This is a genomic window from Bacteroides sp. BFG-637 (assembly GCF_024793605.1).
GTDB classification, from domain to species: domain Bacteria; phylum Bacteroidota; class Bacteroidia; order Bacteroidales; family Bacteroidaceae; genus Bacteroides; species Bacteroides vicugnae.
Genome location: NZ_JANUPD010000002.1, coordinates 4720547 through 4736298 on the forward strand (window position 1 = coordinate 4720547; position 15752 = coordinate 4736298).

At 42.6% G+C, this 15752-nt stretch carries 10 protein-coding genes; all 10 read left to right on the forward strand.

Features of this window, described 5'->3' with window-relative positions; genetic code table 11:
- Positions 1 to 213 precede the first annotated feature (213 nt).
- From NXX38_RS18310 to NXX38_RS18355, 10 genes are read left to right on the forward strand one after another with little or no spacing between them, the layout of a single operon-like run.
- Positions 214 to 3462 carry a TonB-dependent receptor gene (locus tag NXX38_RS18310; RefSeq protein ID WP_258980599.1) on the forward strand — a complete coding sequence of 1083 codons (3249 nt, stop codon included), beginning with the start codon at positions 214 to 216 and terminating at the stop codon, positions 3460 to 3462.
- Between the two features lie 20 nt (positions 3463 to 3482).
- A complete protein-coding gene (locus NXX38_RS18315) occupies positions 3483 to 5231 on the forward strand; it encodes a RagB/SusD family nutrient uptake outer membrane protein (protein WP_258980601.1) in 1749 nt (582 codons plus the stop codon).
- A 16-nt stretch (positions 5232 to 5247) separates the two neighbouring features.
- A complete protein-coding gene (locus tag NXX38_RS18320; protein WP_258980602.1) occupies positions 5248 to 6930 on the forward strand; it encodes a hypothetical protein in 1683 nt (560 codons plus the stop codon).
- A 13-nt stretch (positions 6931 to 6943) separates the two neighbouring features.
- Entirely contained in the window at positions 6944 to 8656 is a 1713-nt protein-coding gene (locus NXX38_RS18325; RefSeq protein WP_258980604.1) for a hypothetical protein, read from the forward strand.
- Positions 8657 to 8668: 12 nt separating this feature from the next.
- Positions 8669 to 10231 (forward strand): PQQ-binding-like beta-propeller repeat protein, encoded by a 1563-nt coding sequence (locus NXX38_RS18330; protein WP_258980606.1) that lies wholly within the window; start codon positions 8669 to 8671, stop codon positions 10229 to 10231.
- Positions 10232 to 10253: 22 nt separating this feature from the next.
- A complete protein-coding gene (locus tag NXX38_RS18335) occupies positions 10254 to 11792 on the forward strand; it encodes a hypothetical protein (protein ID WP_258980607.1) in 1539 nt (512 codons plus the stop codon).
- A 43-nt stretch (positions 11793 to 11835) separates the two neighbouring features.
- Entirely contained in the window at positions 11836 to 12753 is a 918-nt protein-coding gene (locus tag NXX38_RS18340) for a dihydrodipicolinate synthase family protein (RefSeq protein WP_258981995.1), read from the forward strand.
- Between the two features lie 12 nt (positions 12754 to 12765).
- On the forward strand, positions 12766 to 13968 hold the full coding sequence (locus NXX38_RS18345; RefSeq protein WP_258980609.1) for an AGE family epimerase/isomerase: 1203 nt from the start codon (positions 12766 to 12768) through the stop codon (positions 13966 to 13968).
- Positions 13965 to 14411 (forward strand): YhcH/YjgK/YiaL family protein, encoded by a 447-nt coding sequence (locus tag NXX38_RS18350; RefSeq protein ID WP_007760210.1) that lies wholly within the window; start codon positions 13965 to 13967, stop codon positions 14409 to 14411. The genes NXX38_RS18345 and NXX38_RS18350 overlap by 4 nt, the downstream gene beginning before the upstream one ends.
- Positions 14412 to 14447: 36 nt before the next feature.
- Entirely contained in the window at positions 14448 to 15683 is a 1236-nt protein-coding gene (locus NXX38_RS18355; protein ID WP_195650325.1) for an MFS transporter, read from the forward strand.
- Positions 15684 to 15752 lie beyond the last annotated feature (69 nt).

The window sequence follows — 15752 nt, forward strand, 5'->3', positions numbered from 1 at the left end:
CCGGAAGGACTTTTTTGTTTCTATTTCTTTTTTTCTTATCCATAAATAATGAATGGTATCTCATTGGAAATAAGCAAACTAGCTAGATTAACTTTTTGATAAACAAAAAAACTTCGAAAAAAAACGTATATTGCCTCACCCGCTTCTTAATCTCGTGTGTCCACTAAATACAAAGAGATTAAGAATCAATTTATAACTTTAAACAAACTAAGTATGAAGAACAGAGTATTGCTTGTATTGTTATTGAGCTTTGCTGTAAGCCTTGCGGCATCAGCTCAAAAAATAACAATGAATCTTCAGCAAGTCAAGTTGGAGAAAGTATTTTCGCTCATTACCAAACAAACAGGACTTACGGTGGCTTACAGTCGTACGATTGTCAATCCCGAACGAATTGTCTCCGTCCAAGCAAAAGACAAAGACCTTTCTAAAGTCTTAGATGAGTTATTTGCGGGTACAAATGTGGCTTATGAAATTGGGGAAAAGAAGATATACCTGAAAGCAAAAGAAGCCTCCATTGCATCAGTGGGAAATCAGAAAAAAAAGAAGATAACAGGAACAGTGACAGACGCCAAAGGAGAACCGGTGATTGGTGCCAGTGTTTTGATAAAAGGAATGGGGACAGGTACTGTGACAGATGTGGACGGTAACTTTACACTAGATGCCCCGGCAGATGCACTTTTAGCTGTTAGTTATATTGGTTATAAAACACAGGAAGTAAGGGTAGGAAGTAAGAATTCATATTCTATTCAGTTGCAAGACGATACGGAAGTGCTGGATGAAGTGGTGGTAGTTGGTTACGGTGTGCAGAAGAAATCGAGCCTGACAGGTGCCGTCGCTTCCATCTCTTCCCAGGAAATCAGCAAACAGGTATCTTCCAATGTTGCTTCGACCTTGCAAGGACGTACTCCGGGCGTGGACATCGTGCAGCAAGCTGGTGTGGCAGGAGCAGATGTAAATATAGTGATTCGTGGTGCCGCTTCTTTTGGTGCTACCGAACCGTTGTATGTGATTGACGGTGCATTCAGTAATGCCGGATTAAGCTCATTAAATCCCAATGACATTGAATCCATCGAAGTTCTGAAAGATGGTGCGGCAGCTGCCATCTACGGCTCACGTGCAGCCAATGGTGTAGTTTTGATTACTACAAAGAAAGGAAAATCCGGTAAACCCGTTATTCAGATAGACGGCTCGTTTGCATTCCAAACGCCTACCAACATCCCGGATTTTCTGAATGCAGCAGAATGGAGAAATTTTGCGAATATGGTAGCGGATAATAGCGGTCTGCCCCATGCACCGGAAAATGACAATCCGACGAATCCGAACCTGAATACTGACTGGTCAAAAGAATGGATTCAATTTGCTCCGGTATGGAACTTGAATGCCAGTATTGCAGGCGGTGGTGATAATTCAACTTTCAGCACAAGCTTGGGATATCTTGACCAAACAGGTATGACAATCTATTCGGATTACAAACGTTATAACTTCCGCTTGAATACCTCTTATAAAAAAGGTCGGTTCTCATTTACCGAAACTCTCGGATTAACCCATAAGGACAAGACCCCTACAACGGCTTTCAACATCGCATTGCCGACGCTACCTATTTACGACGAGCAGGGACGATTTACTTCCGGTGGCCCCGATTATTACATCAATCCTGAAGATGGCAAGGCGCAGAATAAAATAGCTCCATTGCATTATACGGATCAATTTAATAAAGTAACGGATTTGATCGGTTCTTTGAATGCCCAACTGGATATTTGGGGAGGATTAAAATATAAATTATCATTAAGTGGAAATTATAGTAATAAGCATAATTACACGCATACTCCTGAATACTACACCAAATGGAATTCAGATGGAACTCCTGATAAAGATTATGGAAACACACGCAATAGCGTATCCGAAACAAGGGGTGAAGAATTCACTTACACGATTGACAACTTACTGACTTTCAATAAGACAATAGCTCGTCACTCCATAGACGCTTTACTGGGTACAAGTTGGATGAGAGAATATTATCGCTACATGACCAACTCCACGATTAACGATTTGGGAGGAACGGATATTACCGGATTCCAGAATGAGGATGGTAAAATTTCGGCAGGTGACAGTAATGCGGCATTGCTTTCTTTCTTCGCCCGTGTGAACTATGACTATGACAATAAGTATCTGTTGTCTCTAAGCGTTCGTCGCGATGAGTCTTCTAAGTTCCACAAAGATAATAGAGTAGGTTACTTCCCCTCTGTTTCTGCCGGATGGAATGTGCATCAGGAAAAGTGGTTCCAAAATCCCGTAATGAGTAAATTAAAGATTAGAGCCAGTTATGGTGAATTGGGAGCTAATTTTCTCAACCCTTATAATTTCGATGCCATAGCTTATGGACCTATTCCTTACACTGTGGGCGGAGAACGCTATGTGACAGGACGCGCTGCCTATCTGAAATCGAAAGAACTGAAATGGGAAACTGCAAAGACTACGGATATTGGTATCGAACTGGGCTTCTTCAATAATGACCTGACTTTATCTCTGGACTATTTCGTGAAGAAAAATGTGGATTTGCTGGCACAAATCGACTTGAACCTGTCTTCCGGACAAATCTTTGAGATTAACAGTTCCCGTGAGAAACCGTATGTAAACACAGCTTCCGTAAAGAATACAGGTTGGGAGTTTATGATGAATTACAGGAAACAGTTGACGAAAGACTTTCATATAGACGCAACATTCAACATCGCAACGTTGAAAAATAAGGTGTTGTCATTGGGAGAAAACGTACAGCCGATTACTTCCGGTGCAATGTCCAGTTACTTCAGCGATGCACCTTCCATTACCATGCCGGGAGAAGCTATCGGTTCATTTTATGGCTACAAGATAGAAGGCTTTGATGCGGAAGGAAACTTCATCTTTGCGGATACGGACAAGAATGGAGTAGTCAATGCCAATGACAAAGTGATTTTGGGTAGTCCTATCCCTGATTTCACATACGGTCTGAATATCAATATGGAGTACAAAGACTTTGACTTGACTGTCTTTTTCCAGGGAGTACAAGGAAATGATATATTCAATCAGAAAAAGTATACCTATTACTTCGACTACTCTAACAACGTAGTCAAGGATGCCTTGAATGGATGGACAAAGACAAATAAGAATACAGGTATACCTATTATGAAAACTCAAAATACAAGTGGCGGAAATTCATTGCCCAGTGAATTTTATGTGGAAGACGGTTCCTATTTACGCTTGAAGAACCTTCAGTTGGGTTATTCATTACCTAAAAAGTGGTTGGAAGCGATTCGATTCAACAAACTGCGCGTGTATGCAGGCGTACAGAATCTGTTTACGCTTACCAAATATTCAGGTTACGACCCCGAAGTTAGTTCGAACGTATTGTTTTCACGTGGTATTGACATCAGTTCATATCCCAATGCCCGAACATTTACCTTTGGTTTTAACGCATCATTCTGATAACTAAAAATATGATTTATATGAAAAACTATAAGAAAGTATATGCCGCATTAATCTTGGCAGGCGGCTTGATATTACACGGATGTAATGGCATCTTCGATGAACTGGCAATTAATCCGAATCAGCCGAGTATGGGAGCTTATTTCACCAGTCCGTCTGCTGTAAATGACGCAGTGATGACTATGTACGGGTATATGTCTACGCAGCGTTGCCTGGGAGCTTCCGGCTCCAAAACAACGATTATCCGTTCTGATGAAGCATCATCCAACTCGGATTATGGGAAACCGGGTATGTTCGGGGCAGACCTCAATGCCAGTTACTACACTATCGAACAGCCTTATACATTGATGTACACTACTGCATCTCAAGCGTCATATATCATTGAAACAGCTCCGTCTGTTGACTTCAGTGGTAATGAGGAACTACGGAATGCATACATGGGGGAAGCCTATTTTTGGAGAGCATTTGCGCACTATTACTTATTGATTAATTTCCGGAATATATCTCCGATCAGACAGATGCCGCGAAATGGTGATGACTATGTACGTCCGTTGGAGAAACCTGCCGCTGTATGGAATTTTATTCAGGAAGACCTGTCACATGCCAAAGAATTGCTACCCGCAAAAGGATACTGGGACAGCAAAAATGCAGGTCGTGTAACAAAAGCTTCTGCAGCCGCTTTATTGGGAAAAGCCTACCTCTATCGTAGTGGAATCGAATCATATTATGGTGAAGATAAGACTACATTTTACAGTGAAGCCGCCAAAGAATTTGCCGATATTATAGATGGAAAGTATGGAGCTTATGACCTGACCAATAATTATGCAGATAATTTCGATGTTGCCCACGAGAATAACGAAGAATCCATTCTTGAATTCCAGTTCCTGGGCGATGTGGACAATGCGGGATTCAATCCGGGACTTGCCACTTCCGGTCTGGCATTCGATTCACGTGGTTTGATGCTGCCGGGAGCAGGAGTAGGTTATGAAGGAGTAGTGCATAATTGGCTTTACAATGCATTTGTAAATTCCATAGATAAGGACGGTAACACTGATATCCGTATGTTCTCTACAATGATATTCAATGACTTGGACGCGAATATACATTTGAGAAAAGATGCCGGCGGACAGTCGGTACGTCTGAAAGGTCCCGGCGGCTACAAATGGGAAGAACTTTACCCGGCAAAGAACGGAAAAGAAGGGTTTGCCACCGTATCCAATCCATTGGCACATCCATTTAAAGCAGGTATAAAGAAAGGTATTGATTGTTCCATGCCTACACAGACAGAAGCGGATGGTACTCCCAAACTGATAGGGGTAGGTGCGGGTGTCAAAGAATATGTCTATAATCAGCCTCGCGCGCACGGTGTGAACTGGCGGTATATCCGTTATGCAGATGTATTGATGATGTATGCGGAAGCCGTCGTAAGCGGTGGCGCACAAGCGTCGGACATGACTCCCTTGCAGGCAGTGAATAAAGTACGCGGACGTGCCAACCTTAGCGATTTGCCTTCTGTAACCATGACTGATATTGAGAATGAAAGAATCCTTGAATTTGCTTTAGAAGGACATCGCTTCTATGATTTACTCCGTTGGGGCAAACTATCCCGCCGCTTTGCAGAGTTGCAGGAATCCGATCCTAACTTCAAGAAATTCGTATCTGCAGATGATTTCAAAGGATTTGTCACCAACAAACATGAATGGTTGCCGATTCCTATTAATGAAGTGAATTCTAACCCTTATATCACAGAAAATAATCCGGGATATTAAATAAGAAAGAACTAGCATGATAAATATAAAAAATATGGCGGTACTACTCTTCAGTTTGTTAGTACCGGGCCTGACTATTGCCCAAACAGAAGTACTTTACAATGGTATACACTTGCCTGAACAGTGGCCTCCCCGTTATGGGGAGCCACAAAAGGCACAAGATATGCCAGTGCCTTATCTAAAGCAGAAACCTGAAGTTATCTCTGTAAATGTAGGTAGACAGTTATTTGTTGACTCATTTCTGATTGCAGAAACCAACCTGGAAAGGATTATCCATACTCCCCGGTTCTACGAAGGAAACCCGGTACTCGGACCAGACAAAGAATGGGAGAAGACAACCGAAGGGGGACTCTATGCAGCTCCCTTCAGTGACGGGATATGGTATGATGAAAAAGACCAGAAGTTCAAAATGTGGTATCTGGCAGGTGCGGGTGTTCTCCATAAAGGAGACAATCAGACATTCTATACAGGATATGCCGAATCTAAAGACGGTAAACACTGGACAAAACCAACACTGGATATTTGGGACCAAACCAATATCGTAGACACCTGTAATCGTGATGCAGCCACTATTTGGTTGGATAAACGGGAAAGAGATCCGTCTAAACGATATAAAATGTTCAATGTAGAACGCCGTCCCACTGACCGTCGGTGGCAGTTTGTCCTGAAATATTCGTCCGATGGAATTCATTGGGGAGAAGGAGTGGCGCAATCCGGTGATTTATACGACCGTTCATCCGTATTCTACAATCCTTTCCGTGATGTCTGGGCATTAAGTATGCGTTATGGAACCAACGTATCTTCCCGCTCGCGTAGCTATCTGGAAAACAAAAACCCTGAAGAAGCAATAAGTTTTGCACATCGTATCCGAAAAGGAGTACCCGATAAAAATATAGTCTACTGGTTTACTCCAAGTGATAAGGAGCCACGCCACCCGGAGTTTCCGGAAGTAGATCCGGGCATCTATAATTTCGATGCCATCGCTTATGAAAGCATTATGCTGGGACTGTACAGTGTATGGCAAGGCCCGGAAAATGGAGTTTGTGCCAAACTGGGTATCCAGAAGAAGAACGAAATCTTCCTAGGTTATAGTCGTGACGGTTTCCATTTCTACCGTCCCTCTTTCAAGCCTTTCATGGCAGTGAATGAGACGGATGGAGCGTGGAACTGGGGCAATATGCAGTCTATCAACGGTGTGCCTTTAGTAGTGGGGGATTCACTCTATTTCTATTCCAGTGGACGACAAAAAAACGAGATTATGTGGGACAGCTATACTTCTACGGGACTGGCAACTTTGCGCAGGGATGGTTTTGTCTCCATGCATGGAGACAAAGGCGGATACCTGCTGACCGAGAATCTTAGTTTTGATGGCAAGTACCTCTTTGTCAATGCAGACGTAAAAGGGAGTATGTTCGTCGAAGTCTTGGATGCAGATGGAAATCCATTGGAAGGATTTACCCGGAAAGACTGCGTCCCCGTGAAGAAGACAGATAAAACCAAACAACTGATTACATGGAAGAAACACCAGGATATAGCATCGCTCATCGGGAAACCCATCCGATTGAAGTTCTACTTGGATAATGCTGATATTTACGCATTTTGGATTTCTCCATGGCAAACAGGTGAAAGTCGTGGATATACAAGCGGTGGCGGACCCGGACTGTCTGTCAGTGGTATAGATGTCCCTGCGAATCAATAAAGGATAAAGGACTATGAAATATTTATTTTATACATTACTCTTTTGGCTACCCTGTATGCTGATAGCCTGTGGTGGTAGCGATGATACTCCGGGTGGAGATGACAATCCGCCGGTAGTAGTTCCGCCTGACGAAGAACCGACCGACCCACGGTTACTATACAATGGGATTCGTTTACCCGAGCAATGGCCTCCGGTACGTTCCTCTTCGTCCGAATTGGAAAAAGGGATGTCTCCTTTTTATCTGTCGGACAAACCTTCTGTCATCCATATTTCGATAGGACGCCAGTTGTTCGTAGATAATTTCCTGATAGAATCCACCAATCTGAAACGTACTTTCTATTATCCTGAATATTATTCGGGCAATCCGATATTGACACCGGATCAGGAATGGGAGAAAACCGGAACAAAAGGTGCCGCCTTTGCCGCTCCATTCAGCGATGGAGTGTGGTATGACGAAAAGGAGGGAAAATACAAGATGTGGTATATGGCAGGTGGTGGTTCCTATGCAACCAGCGGAGCAGGAGTGACTTGTTATGCCGAATCGACGGATGGTATTAACTGGACAAAACCGGTTCTTTCGGTCGTGCCCGGAACCAATATTGTTGATTATAACTCGGAACGTGATGCATCTGTTGTTTGGGTAGACAAACAGGAAAGTAATGCTTCGAAAAGATACAAAATGTTTTTAGTGGCGAGGGAAGCCGGAAAATGGAGATATAATTATAAAACTTCTTCAGATGGTAAAGTGTGGCGTGCTGCAACCCAATCGGAACCGATTGCCGACCGTTCCACAGTCTATAAAAATCCGTTCAGAAACGTATGGGTATATAGTATGCGGCACAATGTCCGGGTAGATGCAAACAAATTAGTACGTGCCAGAGATTATAATGAAAATATCGATCCACAGGCTGGTACAAAGAAAGCAGAAGCCCTATTGAGTGCGTTTTGGTTCGGTCCATGGGCCAATGAACAACGTCATCCTGACTATCCGGATATCGCCCCTGCAATATACAATCAGGATGCCACTCCTTATGAAAGTATTATGCTGGGATTCTTCTCTGTTTGGCAAGGTCCGGAAAATGATGTCTGTGCATCTGATAATGTGATTAAGAGAAACCAGATAATGGTAGGGTATAGCCGGGATGGATATAGTTGGTTCCGTGAAGACATGAATCCTTTCCATGCAGTGAACACGACCGCATCGGATGCCTGGAATCAAGGTAACTTACAATCTGTGGCCGGAGCTCCGTTGATTGTGGGCGATAAGCTCTATTTCTACTTGAGTGGCCGACGTTTGAGAGGAACACAAGAAATCACTACCACCGGACTGGCTATGCTTCGCCGGGATGGATTTGCATCTATGAAGGGGACAGGGGAGTTGCAAACCTCCTTACTGAAATTTGATGGTTCTTACTTCTTTGTGAATGCCAACGTTGCAGGAGAAATGAAAGTTGAACTTTTAGACTCCGATAATAAAGTAATCGAAGGCTTCTCCAAAGACGACTGCAAAGTCTTTAAAGGTGATAATGTAAAAGCCAGGATCGAATGGACCGGCAATACTTCGTTAGCCTCTCTTAAAGACAAACAAATAAAAGTGAGATTCTATATTGACAATGGTGAAATTTTCGCTTTTTGGATTTCTCCTTCCATGAATGGGGAAAGTATGGGCTATACTGCGGGTGGAGGTCCAGGACTGAATATTTCCGGAATAGATAAAAACAATTAAAAAGTAAATGCTATGAATAAAGTAACTTATTTAGTATCATTGATTTGTATTCTTCTGTTTTCTTCATGTGAAGAAGATAAAGTATATTATAACACTGCGGCAAAAGCAGACTTCACCATCGGTGAAGATATGTACGAATTGGGACAGACTGCTGTCTTTAAAGATGCTTCCATTCCCGATGAGGGAAATCAGATTGTGTCTTGGCTATGGGAATTCGGAGATGCGGCAAAGTCTGTTTCAATGGAACAGAATCCTACCTTTATCTATCAGTCGGATGGCACATTTACCATCAAACTGACCGTTACTGACAATAACGGATTACGTGCCAGTGCAAAGAAAGATCTCACGATTCTGGACCCCGCAAAAGCAATTAATGTGATGTGGCAAAAGGAGATGGGTGGCCCGATTGAAAACACCGTTTCACCTGCATTATCAGCAGATGGCAAGACTGTTTACATGATAACCGATCAGACTTCTACCGGAGCTTTTGATGTGAAACTGTTCGCTTATGATACTTCCAATGGGGCTCAAAGATGGGCATTCGATGTGACCGCCAAGATGAACGAACTGAATCCCGGCGGCGGAGCCAGTATGGTATATGCAAGTCCGACCGTAGGACCCAATGGAGATATATACATAACAGTCCGTGACTTGAAACCGGCGGGTGCGGAACATCCCCGCGCATTATTCCTGTTTGCCGTAGGAAGTGATGGTAGTATGAAATGGGCATATAAAGCCGCAGATTCTAACTTATACGCAGTGACTCCGGCTATTGATGCTTCAGGTAATATCTATTTCGGACATAGAGGTAAGAAATTGATTGTCTTGAGCCCGGCAGGTAATGTTATCAAAGAAATAGCTTTGGATATGGAAGTATTGTCCGGTGTATCCTTATCTAAGAATGGAACGATTTATTTCGGTTCTTCCGGTAAAAACGGATATTTCGGTTATGACTTCGCTACGGGTGCTCAACAGTTTGTGTACCAGAAAGATTTGGGCGGTACAGCATTAAAGGGAAACTCCTATACAGTAGGAGCGGACGGAACAATCTATACCGTAGCCGAACTGACTACAGGTGGTGCCATAGTAGCTTTGAATCCTGATGGAACAGAAAAATGGGTATATAAAACTCCGGGAGCTATAATCAACGGTGGTGTTGCAATCGGTGCAGACGGAACAATTTATGCCAATGGCGGAAAAACGGTTGCCGGTGAAGTTTCGGCAGGTGTTGTCGCTCTGAATACAGACGGTTCTCTGAAATGGCATTACGCTACGACAGATGATGTAAACAACTGCGTTCCGGTGATTGATAACAGAGGATATATCCACATTATTTCGGATAAAGCCGTTTACTATATTGTGAAGCAGGATGGTAGCTTGCTAGCTTCCGCCGAATTGGGAGTCAAATGTTTCTCCAGCCCGGTGATGGACTCAAAAGGATATTTATATGTGGGAATCGAAGCTGTGGCAGGTGCATCGGATATGGTATGTATCTCGTCAGGAGCAACTTCCTATGCTGACTCTGCATGGCCTATGAAAGGACAGAATCCGCAACGTACCGGTTTACAAAAGTGACAATCCTGCTAACTGGAAAATTATGAAGAGATATTTATCATTGGTCATTCTCTTATCCTTCGTATATGCGGGTTTGATAAAAGGGCAGCCCGGCCGCATACTTTTTGTAGATACAATAGGAATTGAGAAAACAGATCTCCAACGAATACATCATCTTCCTCTTTATTATTCAGGTAATCCTGTTCTGAAAGCCGATAAGAAATGGGAACTGAATATAAACGGAGACCCCTATGCCGCTCCTTTCAGCGGCGGGGTATGGTATGATGAAACGGGTCGGAAGTTTAAGATGTGGTATTCTGCCGGTGGTGGCAAGTTATTAGGACTTGTCACCTGCTACGCAGAGTCTTCGGACGGAAAGAACTGGATAAAGCCGGAACTTACTATTGTTCCGGGCACAAATATAGTGGATACGCTGGAACATGATTGCGTTTCGGTATTGCTAGACAAATTTGAGAAAGATTCTGCCAAACGTTATAAAATGTTTGTTGTAGAATTTAATAATCGCTCCACTGTCAGTATGAAACTCAAATATTCTTCCGATGGGATTCACTGGAGTGCTCCCCAAGCACTTTCAGGTGAACTGTACGACCGCTGTGCGGCTTATTATGATCCGTTCCGCGGCAAGTATATTTTATCGTTGAAAACAATAAATGGCATTTACCGTCGTTCACGTAATTATTTGGAACACGAAGACCCGGAAATGTTGGTTAGTCTGGCACACAGGGTATATGATAACCAAAGTGACAAATTTATCCGGTATTGGTTTCATGCCGACGACGATGACCCGCGTCATCCTCAATTCCCGGAATTGCGTCCACAGATATATAACCATGAAGCAATGCCCTATGAAGGATATATGCTGGGATATTTTACAGTTTGGCAAGGACCGGAGAATAATATTTGCGACAGTTTGAATATTCAAAAAAGAAATGAAGTATTGATAGGCTGGAGCAAAGACGGTTTCCATTGGAACCGGGAGAACAAAACTACTTTCCTTCCGGTAAGTGAAGATTTTCATGCATGGAATGCTGGTAATGTGCAATCCACTGCGGGCAATCCTCTCATTGTGGGAGACTCTCTTTATTTCTATGTCAGTGGACGCTATAATAGCAAACCCAAGCATGATTCGAACTTTGCCACCGGATTGGCAACACTCCGTCGGGATGGCTTTGTTTCTATGAGGTCGGAAAAGAAAGAAGGCTATGTGATAGTAAAAACTCTGGTTCCGAAAGATGGAAAATACCTGTTTGTCAATGCAGATGTGAAAGGAACTTTAGCGGTGGAAGTCTTAGAAGAAAACGGGCAACCTCTGGAAGGATTCACAAAAAAGGATTGCATACAGATAAAAAATACGGATAAGACAAAACTAATGATTTCATGGAAGAAGCATTCGGAGCTGGAATCTTTAAAGGAAAGAATGATTCGGTTAAAGTTTTATCTGAATAAAGCCGATTTATACTCATTTTGGATTTCCGCATGGCGAACAGGTGAAAGTTGTGGTTACACAAGCGGTGGCGGACCGGGCTTATCGGACAAGGGGATAGATGTCCCCGTGAATTAAATAGGAGAAATAACTAAATATATTGAACTTAAAAAATTATATGATGGAAAAGATTATAGGATTAATCAATGCCCCTTTTACTCCGTTTTATGAAAATGGAGAAGTAAATTATGAACCTATCGAGGCATATGCAAAATTGCTTGTAAAAAATGGTTTGAAAGGTGTTTTTATCAACGGCTCCTCCGGAGAAGGCTATATGCTGACCGATGAAGAACGGATGAAACTTGCGGAACGCTGGATGGAAGTCGCACCGAAAGATTTTAAAGTGATTGTGCACGTGGGTAGTTGCTGTGTAAAGTCGAGTCGGATGTTGGCGGAACACGCACAGAAAATCGGAGCTTGGGGAATTGGTGCTATGGCACCTCCTTTCCCTAAAATCGGACGGATAGAAGAATTGGTAAAGTACTGCGAAGAAATTGCCGCCGGAGCACCGGAACTTCCATTCTACTATTATCATATTCCTGCATTTAACGGAGCATTTCTGCCGATGCTTGCTTTCCTGAAAGCTGTTGAGAACCGTATTCCTAATTTTGCAGGCATTAAATATACTTTCGAAAGTCTGTATGAATACAATCAATGCCGCTTATATAAAGATGGTAAGTTTGATATGCTTCATGGACAGGATGAAACGATTCTTCCTTGCTTGGCAATGGGAGGTGCACAAGGGGGAATTGGGGGGACAACCAATTATAATGGCATAAACCTGGTAGGAATTATTGATGCCTGGAAAGCTGGCGAACTGGAGAAAGCCCGTGAACTGCAAAACTTCTCGCAGGAAGTGATTAACGTTATCTGTCATTTCCGTGGAAATATTGTTGGCGGCAAACGCATTATGAAGTTGATTGGCCTTGATTTGGGCGGTAACCGTACTCCTTTCCAAAATATGACTGTTGAGGAAGAAAAACAGATGAAAGCGGAACTGGAAGAAATACATTTCTTCGATCGTTGTAATAAATTCTAATAGGAAGAAAGTATGAAGAATATAAGTGAATATATACAGCATTGGGCGGATACCTACAAGAATGATATGCAGAATAATATCATGCCCTTTTGGATGGAACATGGACTGGATGCAGTGAATGGCGGCCTATATACTTGTGTAGACCGTGAAGGCACATTGATGGATTCCACAAAATCCGTTTGGTTTCAGGGACGTTTTGCTTTTACTTGTTCTTATGCCTATAATCATATCGAAAAGAACCCGGCATGGCTGCATGCAGCCAAAAGCACGCTTGACTTTATAGAGAAGCATTGCTTTGATACGAACGGGCACATGTACTTTGAGGTAACAGCAGACGGACGACCTTTACGCAAGCGGCGTTACATCTTTTCCGAATCATTTGCAGCCATAGCGATGTCCGAATACTCCATTGCATCAGGAGATAGAATTTATGCAGTAAAAGCGCTCGAACTGTTCAAACGTATGCAGTATTTTCTGCAAACTCCCGGATTGTTAGCACCTAAATATCTGGATACACTTCCCATGAAAGGACATTCCATCACCATGATACTGATAAATGTAGCTTCCCGGATTCGGGAAGCTATTCAGGACGAATGTCTGACACTGCAGATTGATGAATCTATCGCTCAATTAAAAAATGATTTCTTGCATCCCGAATTTAAAGCCTTATTGGAAACAGTAGGACCGAACGGTGAGTTTATAGATACTAATATGGGGCGTACCATCAATCCCGGACATTGTATTGAAACAGCCTGGTTCCTATTGGAGGAAGCAAAATTGCGAGGTGAAGATAAAGAGATAGAAAAACTGGGATTGCAGATTTTAGACTGGTCATGGGAGTGGGGCTGGGATAAGGAATTTGGTGGCATTATTAATTTCAAAGATTGCAAAAATCTTCCCTCGCAAGATTATGCTCAAGACATGAAATTTTGGTGGCCGCAAACAGAAGCAATTATCGCTACTCTCTATGCCTATCTGATAACGAAAGAAGATAAGTACTTGGAAATGCATCAGCAAATCAGTGAATGGACCTATACCCATTTCCCGGATAAAGAATATGGAGAGTGGTATGGTTATCTTCACCGGGATGGTACGGTAGCCCAACCGGCAAAGGGAAATTTATTTAAAGGTCCTTTCCATATTCCCCGCATGATGACAAAAGGATATATGCTTTGTGAGGAAATAATGTCTGAAACAAAAAAAGAAATAAAATGATTGTATCCAATTTACAACATAGCCAACGGGTGGAGAAACTTCACCCGTTGTTCAAGCAACTTTTCGATTATGTGAAATCACATGACCTGCTACACGAAGAACTGGGAACTATCAGACTGGATGGTGATAACCTGATTGTCAATAACATCTATCCTGAATGTATTGCTGAAGGGAAACGTTTGTTAGAACTGCATCATGATTATATAGACGTGCACATCTTACTTGAAGGTACAGAAACCATTGGTTGGAAAGCCCTTGAAGAATTAAAAGTGGAAAGGCAAGCTTATGATAAAAAGAGCGATTGTGCTCTCTATGGTGATGTTCCCACGACTTTCATCAATCTCTTACCCGGACAATTCGTCATTGTATACCCGGAAGACCCCCACGCTCCGGCTATCGGTAAAGGCTGGATACGCAAACTGATAGCCAAAGTAAGAGTCTAAAAAAACAGTCTCAAAAATCTTTTAAATACAACTACCATGAAAAATAAAAATATTTATCCATGGGTAGTAGTTGCGTTGCTTTGGGTAGTAGCGTTGCTCAACTACATGGATAGACAAATGCTTTCTACAATGCAGGAAGCAATGAAAATAGATATTGTAGAACTGACAAAAGCAGAAGCTTTCGGCGCGTTGATGGCTGTATTTCTTTGGATATATGGCTTTATGAGTCCGGTTGCCGGTATCATAGCAGACAGGATCAGTCGTAAATGGCTAATCGTCGGGAGTTTATTTGTTTGGTCTGCCGTGACTTTCCTGATGGGATATGCAACGTCATTCGAACAATTATATGGTTTGCGTGCTGTGATGGGGGTTAGTGAAGCATTGTATATTCCTTCCGCTTTATCGCTGATTGCCGATTGGCATCAGGATAAATCACGCTCGTTAGCTATTGGAGTACATATGACCGGACTATATGTCGGTCAGGCTATTGGCGGGTTTGGTGCTACAGCTGCGGCTGCTTTTTCCTGGCAGAGCACTTTCCATTGGTTTGGAATCGTCGGTATTGCTTATTCTGTAGTCCTTATCTTCTTCTTGCATGAGAATCCTATTCGGATGAAAATAGAAAAAGTGGTTGTAAGTGGTGTTAGCAAAGGCGATTCGATAGGGAAAGGGTTATTACTGCTATTTTCTAATATTTCTTTTTGGGTGATATTGTTTTATTTTGCGGCTCCGAGTTTACCCGGCTGGGCCACAAAGAACTGGTTGCCGACTCTATTTGCCGAGAACCTGGATATTCCGATGTCGCAGGCAGGACCTATATCAACGATTACCATTGCTTTGTCTTCATTTGTCGGAGTGATACTTGGTGGATTTTTGTCAGATAGATGGGTGCTGAAGAATATTCGTGGACGTGTGTATACGGGAGCCATCGGACTGGGGATGACAATTCCCGCCTTATTGTTGCTAGGTTTCGGACATGGGTTTGTCAGTGTCATAGGTGCGGGATTGCTGTTTGGCGTTGGTTTTGGTATTTTCGATGCTAATAATATGCCTATTCTATGCCAGTTTGTTTCTGCTAAATATAGAGGAACAGCGTATGGAATTATGAATATGACAGGAGTCTTTGCAGGAGCAGCCGTAACTCAATTACTGGGAAAATGGACAGATGGAGGAAGTTTAGGTGAAGGATTTGCCATGCTAAGTATTGTAGTTGCGCTCGCACTAGGGTTACAATTGTACCTTTTAAGACCTAAAACAGATAATATGGAATGAAGATTTATGGGTATTACTTTTGTAAATTGCAGATTAATAAGAAACTAAACTGATTTTAGGTTTCTTTAA